The organism is Duncaniella muris, assembly GCF_003024805.1.
Lineage (GTDB): Bacteria > Bacteroidota > Bacteroidia > Bacteroidales > Muribaculaceae > Duncaniella > Duncaniella muris.
Map to the genome: position 1 here is coordinate 23,261 of NZ_PUEC01000002.1, position 24,602 is coordinate 47,862.

The 24,602-nt window shown below is 56.4% G+C and carries 17 protein-coding genes; 7 read left to right on the forward strand and 10 right to left on the reverse strand.

Going from position 1 to position 24,602, the window contains the following annotated elements; genetic code table 11:
• Positions 1-3: 3 nt before the first annotated feature.
• Together C5O23_RS00880 and pdxA are read right to left on the reverse strand one after the other, a co-directional pair.
• The gene (locus tag C5O23_RS00880; protein ID WP_107031068.1) at positions 4-723 is read right to left on the reverse strand and encodes a nucleotidyltransferase family protein; all 720 of its coding nucleotides are present in this window, start codon (positions 721-723) and stop codon (positions 4-6) included.
• A 72-nt stretch (positions 724-795) separates the two neighbouring features.
• On the reverse strand, positions 796-1,881 hold the full coding sequence (gene pdxA / locus C5O23_RS00885; protein ID WP_107031069.1) for a 4-hydroxythreonine-4-phosphate dehydrogenase PdxA: 1,086 nt from the start codon (positions 1,879-1,881) through the stop codon (positions 796-798).
• 299 nt (positions 1,882-2,180) lie between these two features.
• Between pdxA and C5O23_RS00890 the strand changes: the two genes are divergently transcribed.
• Positions 2,181-2,426 carry a hypothetical protein gene (locus tag C5O23_RS00890; protein ID WP_107031070.1) on the forward strand — a complete coding sequence of 82 codons (246 nt, stop codon included), beginning with the start codon at positions 2,181-2,183 and terminating at the stop codon, positions 2,424-2,426.
• Positions 2,427-3,126: 700 nt separating this feature from the next.
• Positions 3,127-5,349 (forward strand): fibronectin type III domain-containing protein, encoded by a 2,223-nt coding sequence (locus C5O23_RS00895; RefSeq protein ID WP_133166483.1) that lies wholly within the window; start codon positions 3,127-3,129, stop codon positions 5,347-5,349.
• 571 nt (positions 5,350-5,920) lie between these two features.
• Here C5O23_RS00895 and C5O23_RS00900 read toward each other — a convergent pair.
• On the reverse strand, positions 5,921-7,969 hold the full coding sequence (locus C5O23_RS00900; protein WP_107031072.1) for an Ig-like domain-containing domain: 2,049 nt from the start codon (positions 7,967-7,969) through the stop codon (positions 5,921-5,923).
• A 107-nt stretch (positions 7,970-8,076) separates the two neighbouring features.
• On the opposite strand from C5O23_RS00900, the gene C5O23_RS00905 reads away from it, so the two are divergent.
• From C5O23_RS00905 to C5O23_RS00925, 5 genes are all read left to right on the forward strand, one after another.
• On the forward strand, positions 8,077-8,358 hold the full coding sequence (locus C5O23_RS00905) for a SemiSWEET family sugar transporter (RefSeq protein WP_161553523.1): 282 nt from the start codon (positions 8,077-8,079) through the stop codon (positions 8,356-8,358).
• 153 nt (positions 8,359-8,511) lie between these two features.
• Complete coding sequence (hpt, locus tag C5O23_RS00910) at positions 8,512-9,054, forward strand: hypoxanthine phosphoribosyltransferase (protein ID WP_107031074.1); 543 nt, start codon at positions 8,512-8,514, stop codon at positions 9,052-9,054.
• 88 nt (positions 9,055-9,142) lie between these two features.
• Positions 9,143-9,727 (forward strand): adenylate kinase, encoded by a 585-nt coding sequence (locus C5O23_RS00915; RefSeq protein WP_107031075.1) that lies wholly within the window; start codon positions 9,143-9,145, stop codon positions 9,725-9,727.
• A 69-nt stretch (positions 9,728-9,796) separates the two neighbouring features.
• On the forward strand, positions 9,797-10,021 hold the full coding sequence (xseB, locus tag C5O23_RS00920; RefSeq protein WP_107031076.1) for an exodeoxyribonuclease VII small subunit: 225 nt from the start codon (positions 9,797-9,799) through the stop codon (positions 10,019-10,021).
• 14 nt (positions 10,022-10,035) lie between these two features.
• Positions 10,036-12,087: a M13 family metallopeptidase gene (locus C5O23_RS00925; RefSeq protein ID WP_107031077.1), complete on the forward strand. Its 2,052-nt coding sequence runs from the start codon at positions 10,036-10,038 to the stop codon at positions 12,085-12,087.
• Positions 12,088-12,197: 110 nt separating this feature from the next.
• Here C5O23_RS00925 and C5O23_RS00930 read toward each other — a convergent pair whose 3' ends face one another.
• From C5O23_RS00930 to pheT, 7 genes are all read right to left on the reverse strand, one after another.
• Complete coding sequence (locus C5O23_RS00930) at positions 12,198-13,091, reverse strand: WYL domain-containing protein (RefSeq protein ID WP_107031078.1); 894 nt, start codon at positions 13,089-13,091, stop codon at positions 12,198-12,200.
• Between the two features lie 2 nt (positions 13,092-13,093).
• A complete protein-coding gene (locus C5O23_RS00935; RefSeq protein WP_107031079.1) occupies positions 13,094-14,407 on the reverse strand; it encodes a Na+/H+ antiporter NhaC family protein in 1,314 nt (437 codons plus the stop codon).
• Positions 14,408-14,583: 176 nt separating this feature from the next.
• Entirely contained in the window at positions 14,584-16,209 is a 1,626-nt protein-coding gene (locus tag C5O23_RS00940) for a YifB family Mg chelatase-like AAA ATPase (protein WP_107031080.1), read from the reverse strand.
• 51 nt (positions 16,210-16,260) lie between these two features.
• Positions 16,261-19,926: a methionine synthase gene (metH, locus tag C5O23_RS00945; protein WP_262497245.1), complete on the reverse strand. Its 3,666-nt coding sequence runs from the start codon at positions 19,924-19,926 to the stop codon at positions 16,261-16,263.
• A 49-nt stretch (positions 19,927-19,975) separates the two neighbouring features.
• Positions 19,976-21,058: an SGNH/GDSL hydrolase family protein gene (locus C5O23_RS00950; RefSeq protein ID WP_107031081.1), complete on the reverse strand. Its 1,083-nt coding sequence runs from the start codon at positions 21,056-21,058 to the stop codon at positions 19,976-19,978.
• Between the two features lie 44 nt (positions 21,059-21,102).
• Positions 21,103-21,840, reverse strand: coding sequence for a YebC/PmpR family DNA-binding transcriptional regulator (locus C5O23_RS00955; RefSeq protein ID WP_107031082.1), 738 nt, complete (start codon positions 21,838-21,840; stop codon positions 21,103-21,105).
• Positions 21,841-21,909: 69 nt separating this feature from the next.
• The gene (pheT, locus tag C5O23_RS00960; RefSeq protein WP_107031083.1) at positions 21,910-24,375 is read right to left on the reverse strand and encodes a phenylalanine--tRNA ligase subunit beta; all 2,466 of its coding nucleotides are present in this window, start codon (positions 24,373-24,375) and stop codon (positions 21,910-21,912) included.
• Between the last annotated feature and the right edge of the window lie 227 nt (positions 24,376-24,602).

Consider the following 24,602-nt stretch of genomic DNA (forward strand, 5'->3'; position numbering starts at 1 on the left):
TAGTTATGATTGGTTTTCCTTTGAGAGAAAAATTTCGGCCTCGCGCAGGTCTGAGCTGTGGTCGGCGTCTATTATTTTCGAAAAAGGCCATGCCTTCAGGCGCATTCCGGCGGCCACGAGCGAGCGCTGGTAGTCGCGCATACGGGTTTTTCCGGCGGCCGCGCAGTCGTCGAGCAGTCCGAAGGCTTCCGGGCGCAGGGCGTAGATGCCGCCTGATATGTAGCGGGTGTCCGGGAGCGGATGGTCGAGAAATCCGGTGATGTCGTTCTCCGGTTCGGTGGCCACATAGAGCGGTTTCTCATCAGCCACGTATGATGTCACGGCCATATATCCGTCGGCTTCCGGGTCGGCTTCGAAGCGGGCAATGAATTCCCGGAACTCTTCGGGGCGGAAGATGCTGTCGACTGTAAGCAGGCAGAAGGGGCGGGTGCGGTCCATAGAGCGGGCCAGTTCCCTGAAACTTTCCATTGATCCGGCGGTGCTTCTGACGGTCAGGCGCAGTTGCGGAGCGGAGTCTGTCTGGCGCGAGCGAAGATAGTCGGCCACTTCGGGCATCTCTTCGTTGACTATTATATATATTGTACGCGCGCCCGCGAGAGAGAGCACATCGATCAGCCTCCCGATCATAGGCCTGCCGCCCAGACGCACCAAGGGCTTCGGAAGGTCCTGTCCTTCCGATTTCAGGCGTGATCCCTGTCCGGCGGCTATGATGGCGAAGTCCATTGCTGATCGGTATGTGTGTGGTGCTGTGTGACTGGTGACTGGCTGGTATTGACCGGGGTTGCGGGGCGGCTCTTATCCGCGTTCGGCTGGCAGACGGTCGCTGCCCTTGTCGAAGTTCTGCTTGCGCAGGGGGTTGGCTGTTGCCTCTGCCTCGCGGCGGCGGTTGCGGTAGATGTCTATGGCGGTATAGATGGCCTCGCGCATCGACTGCTCGTCGGCCTTGCCCTGGCCGGCTATGTCATAGGCGGTGCCGTGGTCAGGCGAAGTGCGCACATAGGGGAGTCCGGCGGTGAAGTTCACGCCGTTTTCCGCAGCGAGGAGCTTGAAGGGTATGAGTCCCTGGTCGTGATACATGGCCAGGATGCCGTCAAACTTGGTGTAGGCGCCGCTTCCGAAAAATCCGTCGGCCGGATAGGGGCCGAAAGCAAGGATCTTGCGCTTGTTTGCTTCGGCTATTGCCGGGGCTATGATTTCGGTCTCTTCCGAGCCGATCACTCCGGCGTCGCCGGCATGGGGGTTGAGGGCAAGCACTGCTATGCGCGGGCCGTGGATGCCGAAGTCTTCTGTGAGCGAGCGGTTGAACGCCGCGAGTTTGTCGCTGACGCTCTTGGCGGTGATTCCGGCGGCTACTGTGGCGATGCTGTCGTGGATGGTCACGAGGGCCACACGCAGGTTGCCGCCACACATTATCATCATGGCTTCGCGTCCTTCGCCCAGGCGCTCCTGCAGATATTCGGTGTGGCCGGGGAAGTTGAATGCCTCGCTGTGGATGGTCTGCTTGTTGATGGGGGCGGTCACCAGCACATCGATCAGTCCGTCGCGCAGGTCGGCGGTAGCGCGTTCGAGTGCGGCGAGGGCTGCCTGTCCTGCTGTCTGTGTGGCCTGTCCGGGCTCCACCTTGCAGTCTTCGGGCACCACGTTGATGAGGTTGATCTGCTCGTCGGCGGCTTTGTCGGGGCTGTCGATCTGGAAGAGTCTGAAGTCGGGGAGCTCGATGCCTTTGCGGTAGAAGTTGGCTATTTTTGCCGAGCCGTAGATCACCGGGGTGCAGAGTTCGGCTATGCGGATGTCGCCCAATGCTTTGAGCAACACCTCATAGCCCACGCCGTTGATGTCACCGTGAGTGATCCCGACACGAATTTTTCTATTTTGTTCCATTTTTTTTGATCAGTGCATAGTGTGATAGAGAGGGCGGACGTGCAGCCGTCGGCTGCACACCGGTCTCAATTAATTGGTAAAGTTACTAAAAAAGTCCTATAGGGTCTTTCGGATGTCTGTGGTTTAACATTTGTTAATGTCGCGCTTTCCCTCTTCGCCACGGCGTATATCGGTCACTCCGTTAGCATTCTGGATCAGCCTCGATGTTAATGAGGTTTAAAAAGCGACCGTCAGAATGATAATTTATGTAATTTTGCGCATCAAGTTGCAGAGCTAAGTCGGTCACAATTAAGGATTTCATGAACAATGAAGTCTTTATGGACTGCCTGGCTAAACAGGGCATAGAGGTGATTGACCGTAAAGATAACAATGGATATACTTACGAGTATATAGGTGTTTATTCGCTTGATAATTTCTATAAAACAACTCCTTCGGTCTGTGACCGCGATATGACTCTTGCCTGCCGTGACTATCTTGACCGGATCGGTATTAGAAATGATCCGGATGCCGATGCATTGGGATGCACAGCGAGTGGTAAAACGTAAGTGATATTCCCTCGTCACAAAGCCGATCCGCAAGGCGTGACGGTAAATCGATGTCCTCAGCCGGACATCAACAAAACTTGAAAACATCGTACCCCCGACACCGCAGCGCACAGCGCGCAGGTGTCGGGGGCTACTATTAAATCGGTGTCCTGCCGGACACCCGCTATCCTCTACGCCCTGCGGACACCCGCTATTCCCTGTGCCGTGCGGGCTCTGTCCTGCGGGGATTCCGGATGGAGATGTCCGCCAGGACATCGATTTACTCATAGTCCGTGACACCGCAGCGCACAGCGCGCAGGTGTCACGGGTTCTTGATTTCCCCGTCATGTGGTGTCCGTCAGGACACCGATTTACCATCACTCTTGGTTAGATTCCCTCCGGGTCGGTAAAACCGCGTGCCCTGCCGGACACCCGCTATCCGCGCGACATGTGCGGGGTGGGTTCTGATCTGTCATTTAGATTGTCCGCGAGGCTTTTCTTCATGTATTTGCGGATGAATAGGGGGAGATTAATGGCGAATTGTAAGTTTTTTAAATGTTTTTAACGCGATTGGTGGATAGAGTTAATATTATAAAACTTATCTTTGCGAATGTTCAGAAACCTAGTGCATACGTATTGACCTACGGTCAGTTATCACCGCTATTTCACGAAATTAGCCCAAAGAAACCCACTCTTATCACACTAACAATTCGAAAAAAGTATGAGAAAAACTTTACTAACCCTGGTTGCTGTATTGCTCAGTTTTTCGGCCTATGGAGCTGACATATTCGAAAACTGGGAAGAAAAATCAAGCTTCGGTCCTGCGACAAACGGCGGAACAAGTGCCGTAAAAGGCAAAAGCCCTTTGACTGACATTGAATATTCATTCGTGAGAGCCTGCAAATCGGTTCCCGGTCAGGCTGCCATACCAGCATTTCTCAGTATTGCAAACAGAGCCGGTGCTTATGTAGAATTCGCACTCCCGATCAACTGCAAGGAAATCAAGATCAAGACTACTTCTAATATCGCTTCTACCTGCAAAATCAATGTTCTTGCAGGGGGGACTACAATTGAATCGGCATATGCCGTTGGCGAGGCTGACAAGGAATATTCAATTGCCATTCCTGAAGAATACCGCAAGGCTGGTACTCTCTATCGCATTGCCCGTAATGCCGGGAACAATCTTTTTGCCGGCTTCACCTATATTGAAGATGCCGCTGAGGAACCGCAGGGTATTACTCTGCCTTACAGCCTGACATTCGATGAACCTGAAAAGGTGGAAGGCTATACTTCTGTATGCCCCTATGATCGTCCGAAGTTCGCCTACATCGCCAAGGGTGTATCTCCCGTATATTCAGGTTTCAACTGTGTGGCTTCAAAGAACCTATTCTCAAGCAACGATATTGAATATAAAGACTCATGGTTTATCTCACCGGCCATCAAGCTTGAAGCCGGCAAGAAGTACATCGTGAAATATACCGTAGGTGTGACTAATCAGGAAAGAGCAGCCTTAGGTATTTTCTATGGTACAGAAGCGACTGCCGAGGCCATGACCGGCACAGCTCTTGAAGTTACCCATTACAGAGGCAATGGCCTGCTTGAAGGTCAGCTCTTCACAGTTTCAGGCACTATCGCACCTGAAGCCACCGGCGCATACAACATCGGATTCTATGACAATACCGATAAATATTGCAGCGCCAGGACTATCCTGACCGATATCTCCGTGACCGAGGCCGCTTCCGGCGAAATGCCTGCCGAACCTACCGATTTCACCGCTGTAGCTGACAAAGACGGTGCTCTCTCAGTGGCTCTTTCGGCCAAGGCTCCGACTGTCGATGCAGAAGGCAACACCCTGAACGAGCTTACCGCTCTCGAATTCCTCCGCGGAACCACCGTGATCGAGACTATTGAAAACCCGACTCCCGGCGAAACATATACCTATATAGACAATGAGGCAGTTCACGGCAACAGCACCTACGGTGTGCGCGCTGTCAACTCAGCAGGTAACTCAAACGTTGTTTCGCAGGATGTGAAGGCCGGTCTTGAAATTCCGAATCCTCCCACCGATGTCGCCGCCCATCAGTCAGTTGCCGGCAGCATCAAAGTTACATGGCACCGCCCCGAATCAGGCATCTTCGGCGCCGGTTTCGGCAATCTTTCTCTGATCAAGACCAAAGTTGAGGTCTATGACGGTGATACCCTGATCAAAACTTTTGAGGATCTGAGTGGCGAAGATGCTGATCTTGAGATCAATGACGGCACAGCCGATCAGAAGTTCTACAGTCTTAAGGTCTATGCCGTGACCTCAGGCGGCCCGTCACTTCCGGTTGAAGTCAATGCGGTTCCCGTTGGCAAGCCCGTCGCTCTTCCCTACAGCGAAGATTTTGCCGGCGCTGTCCCTGCTCAGCTACTCTATGCCAACAATAATGAGAACTATACCGCTTCATGGAGCTTCAAGGATGGATATGCTTTCTTCACAGGTCGGTCATATGGTTCTCTTGCAAGCCTTTACAGCGGCCTGATCTCTATCCCTGCCGAATCAAAGAAGGTTGCTCTGACTCTTGAATATTCAAACGATGCCCGCAGCTATACCGGTTCTGTCCTGTCCGTTCTGGTCAATGCCGACGGCGAATGGGTTGAGCTCAAGAGCGAAGAAGCTCCGAAGGAATACACTCTGATGAGTGTTGATCTTTCTGAGTATGCAGGCAAGGATATCCAGTATGCTCTGCGCGGCAAGGGTGGTCAGTATTCTTACTACATCGACGTGAAGAATATCAAGATCGCCGATGAAGAAGAAAGCGGTATTGATTCTATCATCGCTGACGAGGCCGAAGGTGAGGCTGTCTACTATGATCTCATGGGCCGTCGCGTGGCTAATCCTTCAGCCGGCAAGATCTATATCAAGGTTCTCAACGGCAAGGCATTCCGTGTTCTTGTGAAGTAATTGACAGATCGTCAAAACATATCAGCCCCCGGCACCTTTGCGCAGTGCGCACGGTGCCGGGGGCTTATGTTATCAAGCCTCTCCGAGGCATCATCATCCCGCATCCCTTCCGGGTCGGTAAATCCGTGTCCTTGCGGACACGACAATTTGGATGTATGACTTTACCCCCTCCTACACCTACGCGCTGTGCGCTACGGTGTAGGGGGCTACTATTAAATCGGTGTCCTGCGGACACCCGCTATCCCCTGTGCCGTGCGGGATAACGCCCTGCGGACACCTGCTATCCGCGTGCCGTGAGGGATCATGCTCTGCCGGGATTCCGGATGGTGATGTCCGACAGGACATCGGTTTACTCATAGCCTGTGACACCGCAGCGCACAGCGCGCAGGTGTCACGGGCTCGTGATTCCCCCCGTCATGTGATGTCCGACAGGACATCGGTTTACTCGTAGCCCGTGACACCGCAGCGCACAGCGCGCAGGTGTCACGGGTTCGTGATTACCCCGTCATGTGATGTCCGACAGGACATCGGTTTACCATCACGCAGTGGTTAGATTCTCTCCGGGTCGGTGCTAATAGCGCCGGTTGTAATCGTTGTAGTTATTGTTGCCAAACTGACGGCGCGAGGCAGAGTTCATGAACGGATCGTCGAAAAATTCATCTTCTTCCTCTTCCTCTTCTTCGCGATCATCGTTCTCGCCACGCTTGCGTTTGGGCTTGTTCTTCTTGATTTCCTGCGGCTTCTGCATGTCAATGGGCAGCTCATAGATGTTCCACGACTGCTCTATGCCCCAGTTCTTCTTCAAGGTGATCTTTTTGGGGTAGTAGTAGACCTCCTCCGGCTGGATCGAGTCGAGAAGTCCGTTGGTATATATACCGTTAGAGTCGGAGTCGATGAAGAGTCGGGCGTAGTAGGTGCCGGGAGTCAGATATTCGATGCGGCCGAAGGAGCCTTTGACCGGGGCTGCCGCCACGACCTTGTCAGAGGCATCGAGCACCTCGACCACTGCGGGTCGTCCTTCAAGCCCTTCGATGTTGAAATTGAGCGTGGAATATTCCTCAAGTTTCTTGGCATTGAATTCATGGACCAGCGGAGGATTCGTCAGGCCGTAGATGTCATAGATCGCCGCCGAGTCGATGGTCAGCTTGTAGTGTCCGCCGGGTTCCCACTCGTAGGGCGCAATGAATTTGAGACTGTTGTGCTCCCCGATAGCGCGCATCACGGGAGCTGTGCGGGTGTACCACACGGAGTCGATCATCTCTTCAAGGTGAAACGCGGTGGAATCGACCGAGGCCACCGGAGTTGCAGACTGGAAGACCAGGGGCAGGTTGAGATCCTGCGATGTCGGGCTGCTGACCTTGAAACTGATGGGGGGCGGTGGCGGCGGGATGGTGTCGGCCGCATCGAGCGAGTCAAGATCCACACCCTGACGTGCCAGTTCACGCCGGTGGTCTTCACGCAGCTTGGCAAGCTCTTTGGCCTCTTCCTGGGCCCGTTTGCGGCGCATGCGGGCATTTTTTGTGACCATGCGCAGAGTGTCGGTGGTCCATGAAAGCTGATCGAGAGTATCGGTGCGGATATAGCGTGCCTCAATCATAAGAGTGTCAAGAGCCACGAGTGATGTATCGGTGATCCAGTAGCGCAGAGTATCAAGCGTGGGCGATGCCTGGAGCACTGACCATTTTTCGCTTTCCTCGCCGGCACGACTGGTGTTGAGCAGTTTCAGGATAGGGAGGGTGTCGGCTTTGGTAGAGAACTCAAAGTCGAGATTGTTTGGTTCGGGGCGCTCGTTCTTGCGGAGATATTGCGAGACGTAGCCCTCGTTGAACCATGTCAGGAGTATGTCGTCAGGCAGAAAGCGGGTGCCCGGATAGGTCACTATGGAGTCCTCGCCGGCCATGTTGACAAGAGTATCGGTAAACTGCGCGGCCTCGGTCTCAGGCGAGATTGTCACGTCGAAAAAGGCCACGTCTTCCGAGCGGTCCCAGTGATAGTCGCGGTTCACGTCGTTGACGGCATAGATGCGGTAGGTTCCGGCCTTCATGTTGCGCAGAGTGAACTGGCCGAGTTGATTGGTCTTGGTGATGCGCTCGAAAGGGAGGGTGGAGACAGCCGTGTCTGAAAGATTCGAGTAGACACCCACCAGCATACCCTGTGCGGGCTCCAGTGTGCGGGCCTCGAAGACCATTCCCGAAACGCGCAGAGTGTCAATCGTGTCGCCTGTAGCGAAATCAAGAGCGAAACCGTCGAGCACATTGCTCTCGTTCAGATCCTTGATGGCATCGGCAAAGTCGATGGTATAGGTGGTGTTTGGCACGAGGCTGTCGCGGAGCTCCACGGTTACACGCCGGCCGTTTGCCGTCACCACTGGAGTGGTGCGCTGGGCGGGAGAGACCACCACCTTGTTCATAGGGTCGTCAATCGACACATTTTCATCAAAGTCGACGGTGATCTTGCTTCCGTCAAACCTCAGCTGTCCGGGCTTCGGGTTTGACCTGACATAGACGGGAGGGGTCTCGTCGCGTGGACCTCCCTCAGGATGCCCGATGCTCGCGCAGGCGGCAAAAAAGGCCGTGGCGACTATTATGAAAAGCAGCCTCAGGGCTGATGTAGAGCGCATAGTCAGTTTATTCAGGTGTTTTAAAATGCAAAATTATGAAATTTCCACAACATAAAGTTTTCCCGCGCGTTAAATTATTATTAATCCACCTAAAGCAAGCATCACTCATGGCATCACCACTGATCATAAACATAGTCGGCTATGCAGCCGCCATCTGCATGATCTGCGGCTATCTCCCGCAGGCCATCTACACCATCCGCACCCGCGACACCGACGGTATCGCCCTCCCTACCTTCCTACTGCTTGGGTTCGGAAGTATCTTTTTCGTGATACAGGGCATCATGCTCGGCAACTGGCCGCTGATGATCACGAACACCATCACCACCGTTTCGTCGGCCATCGTGTTTGCCATCAAGATCCACAACGACCGCATGAAAAAGAGAAAATAGCACGCCGCTGAAAAGAGCGTCCGGGCCACCTTTTCGTTACAAATTTATCCCTGATTTACCCCTGAGAGCATTTCGAAACATCCTCGGAAGAAAATCTGCTTAGATTTTCAAGAAAAATTCGTAACTTTGCGTCAAATTTTTCCGCCAGGAACCATGAAACAGAAATGCTACCAGGGGATGACTTTCCGTCCCTACATCAACAACTCCCAGATTCAATCACGAGTTCAGGAACTGGCAGCCGCCATCAAGACCGACTGCGCAGGAGTCACACCTCTGTTCATCTGTGTGCTCAACGGAGCCGCGCCGTTTGCGATCGACCTCTTCCGCGCATGCGAAGACATCGACGCAGAACTTACTTTCATGCGCTTCAAGAGCTATGAAGGAACCGGTTCGACCGGCGACGTCAAGCAGATCATGGGGCTGAGCGAGAATCTCGAAGGGCGCCACATAGTGCTGATCGAAGACATCATCGACACCGGCAACACAATGGTAAGCCTACTTGCCGAGCTGCGCAGACACAAGCCTGCCTCGATCCGCATCGCGACCCTGCTTTTCAAGCCTGAAGCCCTTGAGCATCCCGAACTCCACGCCGACTACGTAGGATTCGAGATTCCCAAAAAATTCATCATCGGCTACGGCCTCGATATCGACGGCCTGGCCCGCAATCTTCAGGATATCTATATACTTGACGAATAGCCGGCCGGACATCTCCGGCAGTCTGTCCTCTCTTCCCGGCCGGGACGGCAAGGGCGGACTTCAACCAATATATTTTTAAGGATAAAGAATGTTTAATCTTGTGATTTTCGGTGCACCCGGCAGCGGCAAGGGCACCCAAAGCGAAAAGCTCATCGACCGTTACGGTCTGACTCACATTTCAACCGGCGACGTCCTGCGCAAGGAAATCGCCGCAGGTTCAGAACTCGGCAAGATCGCCGACAGTTACATTTCAAAAGGCCAGCTCATCCCTGATGAGCTCATGGTCGATATACTCGCGTCAGAGTTCGACCGCCTGCGTCCGGAGTCAAAAGGCTTCATCTTTGACGGCTTCCCCCGCACCATCCCCCAGGCTGAGGCCCTCAAGAAGATGCTCGAGGATCGCGGCGAGGAAGTGCATTCGGTAATCGGTCTCGAAGTGGCCGACGAGGAGCTCATGGAGCGCCTGATCAAGCGCGGAGCCGAAAGCGGCCGTTCGGATGACAACCCCGAAACCATCGGAAACCGTCTGAAAGTCTATCACTCGACCACCTCGCCCCTGCGCGACTACTATACCGCCGAAGGCACCTACCGCGCCATCCAGGGTTCAGGCCGTGTCGACGAGATCTTCTCACGCATCACCGAGGCTATCGAAAGTCAGACTGTGCTCAACTGAACGCTCTCTGACCCCGGTCTCCACAAACCATAAACTCTCCCCCCAAACCGGACCAGAATCATATCACCGATGCCAGAATCAAAGCCTGTAGGTTCAATGACCTATGCCGAGAGCCTCAGCGAGCTCGAAGCCATACTCCGCACCATGCAGAGCGACAGCTGCGACATTGACCGCCTTGCGGCCTACACCCGTCGCGCCACCGAGTTGCTGAAAGCCTGCCGTTCACGCCTCACCGCAACCGAGGAGGAACTGCAGGCCATACTCTCCACTCTCGAAAACCAGTCAAACCAATAACACAGATATTTCTAATGAAATTATTACCCCTGACAGCAGTTGCCATGACCATGACATTTGCTACAGTATCGTGCAGCCATCGTGCCTCCGAGCATCTGGCCAGCCTCAATGTGGCCTATCTTGACACCACAGTGGCTCCCGGCGCAGACTTCTACACTTATGTGAACAAGGGCTGGATGGAAGCTCATCCGCTCACTGCCGAACATGCCCGCTACGGCCAGTTCGACATTCTCAACGACTCTTCAGAGAACCGCGTAAAGGAACTCATAGCCAATCTCGGCACCACAAACCCCGAACCCGGTACCGTGGCCCACAAGGTCTGGACCATCTACTCGCAGGCTATGGACACCGCCCGCCGAAACCGCGAGGGCGCAACTCCAATCCTCGCCGACCTCAAGAAAATCGAGGAAACTCCGCATGAAGGTATGGAAGACCTCTTCCTCTGGATGCACGGAAACTATGCAAGCCCTTTCTTCGGCGCCGGTCCGATGGAAGATCTCGCCAACTCGCAGGTCTACGCCATGTATCTCTCGAACGGAGGCATGGGTCTGGGCGACCGCGATTATTATCTGCTTGACGACGAGCGCAACACCGCTGTCCGCAACGCCTACAGGAAACTAATCGCAACCCAGATGCAGAATGCAGGCTATGCGGCAGCCGACGCCGCCCGCATCACCGACAACGTGATGAAGATCGAGACCGCCCTCGCACAGAAGACCCTCACCCGCGAGGAAAGCCGCGACATCCCCCGCATGTACAATCCCCGCACCTTCGCCCAGGTCAAGGAAGTGTATCCCAACGTAAACTGGGACCGTTTCTTCATTGAGACAATGGGCATCAAGTCGCCCGACACCCTGATTGTCACAGAGCCTGAATATCTGGCTCAGGCCGACAAGCTCATGGGCTCGCTCTCCGACCGCGAGATCAAGGACTACTATCTCTGGAAATACGTAAGCCAGGCCGCTTCGAAACTCAGCGACAACTTCACCCAGGCCAGCTTCGAGTTCTCGAAGGTGATGAGCGGTGTGCAGGAGCTCCGTCCGCTCTGGAAACGCGCCATCGATGCCACTGAAGGCGCTCTCGGCGAAGCTGTAGGCGAACTCTATGTTGCGAAATACTTCCCCCAGTCGTCCAAAGACTATATGCTCGGCCTTGTAGAGAATCTCCGCGTGGCCCTCGGCAAGCACATCGACAACCTCGACTGGATGAGCGACACCACCAAGGCCCGCGCCCATGAGAAACTTGACGCTTTCACCGTCAAGATCGGATATCCCGACAAGTGGAAGGACTATTCCACAATGAAGATCGATCCCGAACTGAGCTACTATGAGAACATGCACAACGTGGGCATGTGGCATCAGGCCGAAACTTATGCCAAATGGGGCAAGCCGGTTGACCGCACCGAGTGGGGCATGACTCCTCAGACTGTCAACGCCTACTACAATCCGCTGGCCAACGAGATCGTCTTCCCCGCAGCTATCCTCCAGGCTCCTTTCTTCGATCCGAACGCTTCAGACGCTGAAAATTACGGTGGTATCGGTGTGGTAATCGGCCACGAGATGACTCACGGTTTCGATGACCAGGGGCGCAACTTCGACGCCAACGGCAACATGACCGACTGGTGGACTCCCGAAGACGCTGCCAGGTTCACTGACAAGACCAAGGCTCTGATCGCTCAGTTTGACGAAGTTGAGGTGCTCCCCGGCGTTCACGCCAACGGCCGCTACACTCTGGGCGAAAACATCGCTGACCAGGGTGGCCTGCGCATAGCCATGACCGCTTTCCTTGACGCTCAGGAGAAGAAGGGAGTCGACATCAAGTCGCCCGAAGCAAAGATCGACGGCTTTGATCCCCTCCAGGTGTTCTACATGAACTACGCCAACCTCTGGGCCAACAACATCCGTGACGAGGAGATCCGTTCGCTCACAACCGGCGACGTCCACTCACTCGGCTGCAACCGCGTCAACGTCACTCTCCGCAACATCGCACCCTTCTTCGAAGCATTCTCAATCACCGAAGGCCAGCCCATGTTCCGCCCCGAAGCCGAACGAGTGATCATCTGGTAAACCCCAGCGCATTCATAACACACACCTTATAATATAATAAGGTGTAAAACACAGACTATATTGACGGCGAGAGCCTGCTGCCCTGATTCCGGCAGCAGGCTCTCGCTTATTCATTCATACTGGTCAAGGGCTTCGCGCAGGGCCGTCGTCACCATTACACGCAGTTCGGGCGGTTCCACAACCTTTATGTCAGGCCCGTGTGACAGAAGTTCCTGCACAAGGTCGGGCGTGAGGCGCAGGCGGTAGTGGAAAAGCGAGTAGTCGTCATGGATCTCCTCCTGCTGGGAAGTGTGGAGAGGAAGCGCGCGCAGATATTTGGCCTGGCGGGTCGAGGTGCGGATCACAACTTCGTGCGGCTCGGCCTGCGTGAAGACTATGCCGAATGAGTCTTTGACAAAGCTCTCGGCATCGAAGGCCGGATCGACCGTATAGGTTTCGGCATCGACCTTGACATCTTCCATACGGTCGAGGGCGTAGGTCTTGACCACTCCGTCGCGCACGTTGAGCCCGGTGACATACCACCGCTGGCGGAATATCTTCAGAAAGTATGGTTCGACAACCACATCGCGCGTAGGGTTGACTCGTGTGTAGGGCCTGTAGGTGAACCGTACCGGATGCCTCTCACGCAAGGCCGAGATGACCTGCGAGAGGTAGAGCCGGGCCGAGGGCACGTCTTCAAGGAAAATGCTGTCTGAGATGTCGCTCACGTTGGAGAGAACATTGCTCATGGCCGCAGAGTTGAGCAGCCAGTCGGTGACGCTTTCCTGATGAGAGTCTCCGGAGTCGATATAATACTCATAGGTGGCTGAATTACATTCGATATTGATGTTGAAAAGCTCTTCGATGGCATTGCGGTAGTTGTAGAAAGTGCGGCGCGGAAGCGCGGCGCCATCGGAGTAGGGCGACTGCATCCAGAGTTCGTTGAGCTTTTCACGGGTTATGGCACCATAGCGTCGTATGGTGTCAATGATCCATATGTAGCGGGCAAGAAGGTTGCGTGACATAATCAGTTGAGGCGTCTGGGGAAGAGGAATATTATCGAGAGTACAATCATGGCAGCGAGAGCCCAGGGATAGTAGAGGTAGGGAAATGGAGATGCGGGCGAGATGCCGGCCAGAGAGGTGGCGAGAAGGGTCTGCGCACCGTAGGGGATCAGACATTGCACCACACAGGAAGCCGAGTCGAGCAGCGAGGCACTTTTGCGAGGGTCGATGCCGTAGCGCTCGGCTATGTCGCGGGCAATTCCGCCCACGGTGATGATGGCTACCGTATTGTTGGCCGTGCAGAGATTCACCAGCCCGACAAGCAGAGCGAGTATGGCCTGCGCGCCGCGTTTGCCGTGGATGCGTGAGCTGAGGCCCTGAAGCAGGAACTGGATGCCTCCGGCTGCCTTTATGATGCCTAACATTCCGGCCGCGAGAAGAGTGACAATGATCAGATCGCCCATTCCGTCGATTCCGGCACCGGCATATCCGGCCATATCCATGATCGAGAAACCGTTGACGGCTCCCATGACGAAAGCCGAAAGGATTCCAAGCGAGAGGACCACCGTGACGTTTATGCCGGCTATGGCTGTGGCGAGGACTATCAGGTAGGGCAGAACGAGCCAGGGGTTGCTGTCGTTGACCAGATCTATAGCCGGAGAGTCTTTGCTCATGACCATGTAGATGGCCAGAGTCACGAGGGCGGCCGGAAGCGCTGTCCACAGGTTGGCTTTGAACTTGTCAGCCATGCCGCATCCCTGCGAGCGGGTAGCTGCGATGGTTGTATCGGAGATGAATGACAGATTGTCGCCGAAAAATGCGCCGCCGAGCACTACCGCCACATAGAAAGCCACCGAGCCGTCTACAGTCTGAGCTATTTCCACAGCCAGAGGAGCCAGTGCCACCACGGTGCCGACCGAGGTTCCTACCGAGAGCGAGATGAAGCATGCCGCAAAGAAAAGCGTTGGCACAACGAACTGCGGCGGGCATACCCGGAGGGTCAGGCTGACCGTAGCGTCGACAGCCCCGATCTCCTTGGCCACCGTGGCGAAAGCTCCGGCAAGGATGAAGACCCAGATCATGTAAAGGATATTGAAATGTCCGGCGGCCCGCGAGAAGGTCTCGATTCGGGCGGCAAGCGGATGTCCGCGGTAGATGATAACAGCCCATACGGAAGCTGCCACCAGCGCTACGGCTATAGGCATTTTATAAAAATCGTTCAGTATAACCGACACTGCCACATAGAGCAGCAGAAAGACAATGACCGGCGACAGAGCCAGCCATCCCCGTCCGGGCGCCACACGGCGGTCGGTATTGCGGTCAGAAATCTCATTCATGATTCTCTAAGAGTTACTTATCTATTCTCAACTTTGATATTGCAAAAATAGCGAAAACTTTCCGCATTTCAAGCCAAGAGCAGCCCGGAATCATTCGGCCTCTGATTCGAGGGTTCGAGAACTGAAGTTCTCGGCGGGGATGAAATTTTGGCGGGGATGAGGTTTTTGGGGTGTTTTCAGAAGGGGAGTTTGCTGACGGTCTGGCCCCAGTTGCCACGGTCGAGATTCCGGTATGAGAGGGCCTCGGACAGGTGGTGGGTTCTGATGGGGGCGGTGATGGCTTCTCTTAGCGTTTCGGCTGTCGGGGCGCAACCGCCTGCGGAGAGGATGGCCGTGGCCTGTTCGAGGTCAGCTATGGTGCGGGCCACTTTCAGAATGCGGTCATAGGCACGGGCGCTCATGTCGAGTCTTGTCATGGCTTCGCGCAAGGTTTCAAGACTGTCGCTGTCAATTGAGGCATAGGTGCGGAGCAGGCGTGAGTTCATCTGGGCGTTGCTGTGAATGCCCCGCTCTGCGGCAAATCTGAGGGCCTGGATCTCGCGCGCGCAGATCACCCTCCGCTTGATGGCTTCGCTCTTTTCTCCCTCGCGGGCCGAGGCGAGCTCCTCAAACGGCACCGGAAAGATCTCAACCTGCAGGTCTATACGGTCGAGCAGCGGTCCGCTGATGCGGTTGAGATATTTCTGCACTGCGGCTCCGGTGCACAGACATTCCTTGGTGGGGTGGTTATAGAATCCGCACGGACAGGGATTCATGGAGGCTACAAGCATAAAGCCTGCGGGATAGTCAATGGTGTATTTGGCGCGGGCTATGGTGATGTGGCGGTCTTCAAGAGGCTGGCGCATCACTTCGAGCACCTGGCGCGAGAATTCCGGAAATTCGTCGAGAAACAAGACTCCGTTATGGGCAAGCGAGATCTCGCCGGGTGCCGGATTGGAGCCGCCGCCCACGAGGGCTACGGGTGAGATGGTGTGGTGTGGCGAACGGTAGGGACGCTGTGTCATCAACCGCGAACCGCTCTTGAGTTTCCCGGCCACGGAGTGGATTTTGGTGGTTTCCAGAGCCTCGGCAAGGGTCAGCGGCGGCAATATGGTGGGTATGCGCTTGGCCATCATCGACTTTCCGGCTCCGGGAGGGCCGACCATCAGAATGTTATGGCCGCCGGCACATGCCACCTCGAAAGCTCTCTTCACACCCTCCTGCCCTTTGACTTCAGAGAAATCGCAGTCGAAAACCGATGAGGCGCGGGCAAATTCCTCGCGGGTATTGACGCTCACGGGCTCGGCTTCGCTGCGGCCTGTGATGAAATCGACCACCTCGCGCAGAGATGACATGCCGTAGACCTCCAGATTGTTGACCACGGCACCCTCCGTGACATTGGCCACGGGCACAATCATGCCCTTGAATCCCAGCTCACGGGCTTTTATGGCCATCGGGAGCACTCCCTTGATAGGCAGCAGCGAGCCGTCAAGCGACAGTTCGCCCATGATCATGAACGACTCCAGCGGAACCGACGGCGTGATCTGTTCGCATGAGGCCAGAACCCCGATGGCAATCGGGAGGTCATAGGCTGCACCCTCCTTGCGCACATCGGCCGGCGAGAGGTTGACCACCATACGGCGCCGCGGCCACTTGTAGCCCGACTGGGTCAGCGCTGAAATCACACGCTGATAGCTTTCCTTGACTGCTGTGTCGGCCATGCCGACAAGGTTGAATGACACACCGGGCTCGGCAACGGCCTCTATGGTGACAACTATGGCGTCAATGCCCTGTACGGCGGCTCCGTATGTCTTTATAAGCATAATGGAGAGAGTTGATTGGGTTTGTAGCGATTGAGGGTTCGGGGAAAGTGCCTAATAGGCAAGCAGATTTCTGACCTGGTCCGTGTCAAGGGAGCGGCGGCGGGCATAGTCGGCAATCTGGTCGTCGGCAATGCGCCCCGGCATGAAGTAGCTTGATTCCGGATGAGCTATATAGAGGCCGCAGACTGTGGCTGAAGGCTCCATTGCTCCGTTTTCGGTCAGGCTCACGCCTATGTCTCCAAGTCCGAGCAGACTGTCAAGCACAAAGGTCAGTTTCTGATCGGGCAGGGAGGGATAGCCTACAGCGGGCCGGATACCTGTGTAGCGAGCCTGCGAAAGCTCCTTCAGCGAAAGATTTTCGGCAGGAGCATAGCCCCACAGTTCGCGGCGCACTTTTGCGTGAAGCCACTCCGAGGCAGCTTCGGCCAGACGGTGGGCCAGGCTCTGCACCAGGAGTGAGCGGTAGCTGTCAGCCGCCTCATCAGCGGCCCGGACTTCATCTGCAAAATCAATGCTCACGGCAAAGGCTCCCGCATAGTCGCTGCTTTCGGCCAGATAGTCGGAAAGTCCGCGCGAGGGTTCGCCCGCACCGAGAGCCTGTGAGCGCAGAGTGGGGATGCGGATGCCGTCCATCACAATGTCATCGCCCTCGGCATGAGCCTCGCAGAGTTTCACTATTGCACTCGCGCCGCGATCTTCTCCGCTCCAGCGGTCGAGCAGCGAGGACGCATCGCGGTAGAGCCTGATGACCTCCTCGCCTTTTGAAGGATCAGCCGGAGTATATTTTTCGATCCAGGCACGGCGGCAGGCCGGACAGTCATGCAGGGCTGTGACCGAGGCGAAATCTCCGGGCAGTTTCCAGGCATTGAAGAAGAAGTGCCAGTTGATATAGGGGATGATTTCTTTGACGGGTATGTCAATACGGTGACGCCCCGGAGCGGCAGGTGCTACGGGCACATGCGGTTTAAGACAGCCTCTGACCGAACGCCTGCGGGCTTCGGCGAGAGACACCGTGGCCACGGTGCGGAGGCGCTCGCGCTCACGCAGGGTGTCATACTGTTCTTTAAGTTCGGCAATGAAAGCCTCACAGGTGTCAGGGTTGAGCAGACGGGCGGCTATCAGCGGGTTTTGCGAGGCGTCAGGCACATGGATCACCGGCGCTGAGTAGTTAGGGGCTATCTTCACTGCCGTGTGGATGCGCGAAGTGGTGGCGCCGCCCACCATCACCGGTATTTTCAGCCCGGTTTCCTCCATCAGCCTGACCACGCGGGCCATCTCCTCAAGCGAGGGGGTGATGAGGCCGGAAAGACACACCAGATCAGGCTTCTCACGCAAGGCGGTGGCCACGATATCCTCCGCAGGCACCATCACTCCGAGGTCAATCACCTCGTAGTTGTTGCAGGCAAGGACGATCGACACGATGTTCTTGCCGATGTCATGCACATCGCCTTTCACGGTGGCAAACACCACCTTTCCGGCCTTTTCTGACTGCCGGCTGTCGCGGCGGCTCTCGATCACTGGCTGGAGAATGGTCACGGCGCGCTTCATGGTGCGGGCGGTCTTCACCACCTGAGGCAGAAACATCTTGCCTTCGCCGAAGAGGGAGCCCACGCGGTTCATTCCTTCCATCAGCGGGCCGTCGATTATGTCGACCGGATCAGTGCCTGCGGCAAGAGCCTCGGCGAGATCCTCTTCGAGATGGTCATGGATGCCTTTGACAAGCGCGTGGGTCAGACGTTCGCCCACCGGCAGCGCGCGCCAGGCCTCGGCGGTCTCAGTGCGCGCCGGATCAGCACCCTGCTCCTTGGCGGCAAGCATCTCCTGCGCGCGGGCCATCAGCTGCTCGGCCGCATCCTCGCGCCGATAGAGAACCACGTCTTCTATCAGTTCGCGCAGACCTGGTTCGATCTCCTCATAAGTCACAGACGAGGAGGGGTTGACAATGGCCATGTCCATGCCTTTGGCTATGGCATGGTAGAGGAACACGGCGTGCATGGCTTCACGCAGATAGTTGTTGCCGCGGAATGAGAACGACAGGTTGCTGACGCCGCCGCTCACTTTGGCTCCGGGCAGATTCTGCTTGATCCACTCCACGGCGCGGATGAAGTCGAGACCGTAGCGGTCATGCTCCTTCATGCCGGTGGCTATGGCAAGTATGTTGGGGTCGAAAATTATGTCTTCGGGGTTGAAGCCCACTCGCTCGGTGAGCAGACGGTAGGCACGGGCGCAGACTTCTGTCTTGCGTTCGAAAACGTCGGCCTGGCCCTTTTCATCAAAAGCCATTACAACTGCGGCGGCGCCGAGACGGCGGATGCGGCGCGCATGGTCGAGAAAGACTTCCTCGCCCTCCTTGAGGGAGATGGAATTGACTATCGACTTGCCCTGCACACATTTGAGCGCCGCTTCGATCACCTGCCAGTCAGAGGAGTCGATCATCACGGGCACACGGGCTATGTCAGGCTCGGATGCGATCAGATTGAGGAAGCCACACATTTCCTTGCGGGCATCCATCATGCCGTCGTCCATGTTGATGTCTATGATCTGCGCTCCGTCGTCAACCTGCTTGCGGGCAATGCTCAGGGCCTCGTCAAGCTTGCCTTCCTTGATCAGGCGCAGGAATTTGCGTGATCCGGCCACGTTGCAGCGTTCACCGACGTTGACGAAGAGGCTGTCAGGCATGATGTCGAGACGTTCGAGGCCCGACAGGTGCATTCCGGCGGGAGCCTCGGTGCTGAATGTGCGACCGGGTTTTCCCGCCACGGCCCGGCTGATGGCTGCGATGTGGGCCGGAGTGGTGCCGCAGCAGCCGCCCACTATGTTGACCAGTCCCTCATCGGCAAAGCCGGCAATCTGCGCGGCCATTGTCTCAGGGCTTTCCTCATATTCGCCCATAGCGTTTGGAAGCCCGGCGTTGGGGTGGCAGCTTACCGGACAGCGGGCTATCTTGGCAAGCTCTCTGAGATGGGGCTTCATGTCAGCCGCGCCGAAGGAGCAGTTGATGCCTATCGAGGCTATCGGGAAGTGCTCCACCGAGGCCATGAAGGCCGGAATGGTCTGTCCGGAGAACGTGCGGCCGTCATGACCTGAAAGTGTGATGGAAAGCATCACCGGGAGCTCGCGGCCGGCGGCGTCCATAGCGTCGCGCGCGGCATCGAGTCCGGCCTTGAGGTTGAGCGAGTCAAAGATAGTCTCGAAGAGCAGCAGGTCTGCGCTCCCCTCTATCAGGGCTGCGATCTGTTCGCGGTAGGCATTGAAAAGATCGTCGTAAGAGACAGCCCGCAGAGCAGGATCGTTGACATCGGGGCTCATCGATGCCGTCTTGTTGGTCGGGCCGATTGATCCGGCCACCCATATGCGGCGCCCGTCTGCAGCGCGGCGGCTGTCGGCCAGACTGCGGAGCAGCGAGGCCGCGGTGCGGTTTATCTCGCTGACCAGCGCCTCCATGCCGTAGTCAGCCATAGAGATTGAATTGGCGTTGAAGGTGTCGGTGCTTATGATGTCGGCTCCGGCGTCGATATACTGCGATGCGATCGCGCTTATCACATCCGGACGGGTGAGCACAAGCAGGTCATTGTTTCCGCGCAGGTCAGTGGGCCACTGGGCAAAGCGCTCGCCGCGGAAATCGGCCTCGCCGAGCCCGTAGCTCTGGATCATGGTGCCCATCGCACCGTCGAGTATCATTATCCGCTCGCGCAGGAGCGAAGAGAAGTCTTCCAAAACGTCAGTTCGTTAGAGGTTGTGTGGGTAAGTAAAATAAGCGGGGGCTTCAGAGGAGATTGTCGCGCAGGTAGGCGGTCAGCTCTTCGGCCATTCTCGCCGCCTGGGCTCTGGAGGGATGATAGTCGGCGCCATAGCCCAGCTCGCCTGTCTGTTCCGACATGTCGAAGCGGTAGATCTGCTTTTCGGGATCGGCAAGACGGTCAAGCGCGCCTTTGACATCGGCCAGGGCCTGCCCTCGGAGCATCGAGCCGGTCAGCAGCACTATTTTTGCCTGCGGATGGAGCATACGCAGGTGAGTCAGGAACTTGCGGTAGGCCAGTTCGAAGCGGTCGATGTCATAATTGTCAAGCGAAGTGTCGTTGGTGCCGAGATTGATGCAGATGATGTCAGGGTGAAACGACGAGTGGTTCCAGTAGTGGTCCGGATTGTAGATGAGAGTGCGGTCATATTCCACGGGCATTCTCTGCTCCGGAGTGCCCTCGCGGGGTCCGCCGAAGGAGCGGTACATTCCGATGCCTGATCGCGCCACCACATTGAAGTCGGCGTTGAGCGCGCGGGCCGTCAGATAGGCATAGCCGAGAGTATGGTTCTCGGTGTCATAGCTGAAACCCACGGAGGGGTCAGTCTCTTCGGTGCCGTAGCCGCAGGTGATCGAGTTGCCGATGAATTCCATCTTGAGCGCCGGGCGTTCGGGGGGCGGGAGCAGGCGGGCTCCTTCGCCGCTGATGGTGAATCCACGGAATTCGGGATTCTTCTCATAGCCTTCTATGGCGTAGGCCACTCTCAGCGAGTGGGGGCCTGCGGGGAGTGAGTCGGCGAGGGTGATGAGCGAGTCGGAGGGAGTGAAGTTGATCTTGAACGGTTCTCCGCCGTCAATCTCGACCATGAACTGACCGCTGCCGGGGCTTGCGGCCATAGCCACTGCCGAGCCTTCGAAGTTGAACATTGCTGTGGTGCCGGGCCAGGTGAACTTAGGCGCGAGCGAGTCGGCCCAGAGGATGCGGCCCATATAGAGGATGGAAGGGTCTGAAGGCTTCACATCCAAACGGCGCGCACCCCCGCATGCTCCGGTCAGGAGCACAAGCAGGAGTGCGGCGCAAACGTCAGTCAATCTGCGTGAGAGAGGCATGATGTTGTGTGATGCGTATATGTGTGTGGGTATGTGGTTGAGGATCAGTCCTCTTCCTTCATGTTGTGGAACACGTTCTGGACATCCTCGTCCTCTTCGATCTTTTCGAGGAGTTTCTCGATGGCGGCGCGCTGTTCGGCGGTAACTTCCTTGAGATCGTTGGGGATGCGCTCGAACTCTGAAGAGATGATCTCGAAGCCGTTGTCTTCAAGATATTTCTGGATGTTGGAGTATTCTTCAAACGCACCGTAGAGTATCACCTGCTCTTCGCCGCTTTCGTCATCGGTGATGTCTTCGAGTTCGTCTACACCGTAGTCGATGAGTTCAAGTTCGAGATCTTCGAGCGAGACTCCGTCTTTGGGTTTGATCTTGAATACGCTCTTGTGGTCGAAGAGGAAGGTCAGCGAACCCTGGGTGCCGAGGCTGCCGCCGTGTTTGGTGAAGTATGAGCGGACGTTGGCCACGGTACGGGTGTTGTTGTCAGTAGCGGCTTCGACAAAGATGGCGATGCCGTGGGGGCCGTATCCTTCGTAGGTGATTTCCTTGTAATCGCCTGCGTCTTTGTCAGTTGCTTTCTTGATGGCGCGTTCTACGGTGTCCTTTGGCATGTTTGCTGCCTTGGCGTTCTGCATGAGTGCGCGCAGACGGGGGTTGGTGGAGGGATCTGGACCGCCTGCTTTGGCGGCGATGGTGATTTCCTTGCCTATGCGGGTAAATGTGCGCGACATGTTACCCCAACGTTTGAGTTTACGTGCTTTGCGGTATTCAAATGCTCTTCCCATTGCTGTTTATGAGATTTTTATGAGAGTTATGAGATTTCCGGGTAGTGGTTTATATGATAATTCCTGACTTTAACGGAGTTCGGCACCGAGTTTCTTGGTGAGGTTGGTGATCACCTTGTTCATCACGGCTTCGATCTGCTTGTCCTGGAGGGTCTTTTCATCGTCCTGGAGGGTGATGGCGATGGCATATGATTTCTTGCCTTCGGGGAGGTTTTTGCCTTCATAGACATCGAAGAGACTCACGTCTTTGAGCAGACGGCGTTCGCTCTCGCGCACTGTGGCCTCTACCTGCTCCATGCTGACGCTCTTGTCGAGAAGCAGTGCGAGGTCGCGCTTGACGGGCATGGTGCGCGCCAGGGGCGAGTAGCTGACTTTCTTGCGGATCGAGAGGTTGACCAGCGCATGCCAGTCGAGCTCGCAGTAGACCACCTGCTGCTTGATGTCCATCGACGCGGCTATCTTCTTCGAGAGGATGCCGAGGGTGCCGAGGACCTTGCCTGAGCGGGTGGCTATGTCGAGACCGGCGGCATAGAGGCCTGAGGTGCCTGCCGAAAGTCTGATCTCGGCGGGATTGATGCCGAGGCGGGCGAAGATGTTGGCAACCACGGCTTTCAGGTCGTAGACCGTGGCTTCCTCTTCCTTGCGGGCCCAGTTGCCCGGACGGAGGGCGCCGGTCATCCACAGTGCCAGACGCGAGCTTTCGCTGTAGGGGGCGAGCACTCGGTCGGCGGTCGATTCGGCGGCGGGGTTGAAGAAGTAGACGTTGCCGAACTCAAACATGCGCAGGTCAGCCATCTTGCGGTTGATGTTGTGGCTGAGCGATTCGAGGCCTCCGAATAGGAGTGTCTGGCGCATTACGCTGAGGTCGTTGCTCAGAGGGTTGAGAAGCTTGACGCAGTGGTCGGCGGGATAGCCGGGCAGTTCATTATAGTAGGACTCGGCTGTGAGCGAGTTGTTGAGAATCTCGTTGAAGCCTTCGGCGCAGAGCTGTTCGCTGATGAGGTTACGCAGGGCGTTGTCGCGGTCCTCAAAGGTCTGCGACGAGAGAGCCGAGCGGACGCTGTCGCTGATCTCCACGTTGTTGTAGCCGTAGATGCGGAGCACATCCTCGACCACGTCACACGGACGGGTCACGTCCACACGATAGGTGGGCACTTCCATCTTCACTTCATTGTCTGTGACCTCCAAGAGGTTCATTTCGAGGCTCTTGAGGATGGAGACCACGGTCTCGGCGGGGATTTCCTTGCCAACGAGCGAGTTGAGATAGTCGAATCTGAGGTCGACGCGGGCGGGTTCGATCACCGAGGGATAGACGTCGGTCAGCGGGCCGCAGATCTCGCCTCCGGCAAGCTCTTTGACCATCATGGCGGCCAGACGGAGCACGTAGAGGGTGTTGTTGGGATCCACGCCGCGTTCGAAGCGGAACGATGAGTCGGTGTTGAGTCCGTGGCGGCGTGCGGTCTTGCGCACGGAGGTCGGGTTGAAGTAGGCGCTTTCAAGGAAAACGTCGGTGGTGGTTTCGGTCACGCCTGAGTCGAGTCCGCCGAACACTCCGGCTATGCACATCGGCACCTCGGAGTTGCAGATCATCAGATCGCGTGAATCAAGAGTGTGTTCCACTCCGTCGAGGGTCACGAATTTCTCTCCCTCGCGGGCGTTTTTGACCACGATCTCTCCGCCGGCAATCTTGGCCACGTCGAAGCAGTGGAGCGGCTGGCCGATGCCGTGGAGCAGGTAGTTTGTGATGTCGACAATGTTGTTGATCGGACGCAGGCCTATGGTAGAGAGGGCGTCTTTGAGCCATTTGGGCGACTCCTTGACGGTGACACCGCGGACTGTCACGCCGGTGTAGCGCGGGCAGGCCTGGGTGTTTTCCACTCTCACACTCACTCCGCCTTCGGCGTTGTCAAGCTCGAAAGCATCCACTGCGGGGCGGCGGAGTTCCGAGGCCTGTGTGTGGGCCGCCATCCAGGCCGAGAGGTCGCGGGCCACGCCGTAGTGCGAGGCGGCATCGATGCGGTTGGGAGTGAGGTCCACTTCAAGGAGCCAGTCGGAACTGAGTCCGTAATATTCTGCGGCTGGTGTTCCGGGCTTCACATCGTCGGTGATTACGATGATGCCGTCGTGCGACGATCCGACACCGATCTCGTCTTCGGCACAGATCATGCCGAACGATTCCACGCCGCGGATTTTCGATTTCTTGATGGCGAATTCCTTGTCGCCGTCATAGAGGGTTGTGCCTACAGTGGCCACCACAACGGTCTGTCCGGCAGCCACATTGGGCGCGCCGCAGACAATCTGGGTCTCGGCTCCGTCGCCGAGATCAACGGTGGTGATGTGGAGATGGTCGCTGTTGGGATGCTCGACGCAGGTCAGCACTTTGCCGATGACAATGCCGCGGAGACCTCCGCGTATCGACTCTACTTCCTCCACCGAGCCGGTCTCAAGACCTATCGAGGTGAGGGCGGCGGCGAGTTCGTCGGGGGTCAGACTGAAATCGAGATATTTTTTTAGCCAGTTATATGATATGTTCATGATCAGTATTCCGGTTATTATGATCAGTGTTAATGATTGGGACATGCAAAGTTACAACAAAATCCCGAAATCCCAAGAAAAATCACGCAAGCATACAGCAAACCGCCCCTCCCCCGCGCGCATCAATCCGTTCCCCGGATGGGGGATGACACGGGCGTGATGGAAAATCGGTGTCCGTCAGGGCGGTGATTCCGGATGGTGCAGGGGTTGGCGGGTGTCCGGCAGGA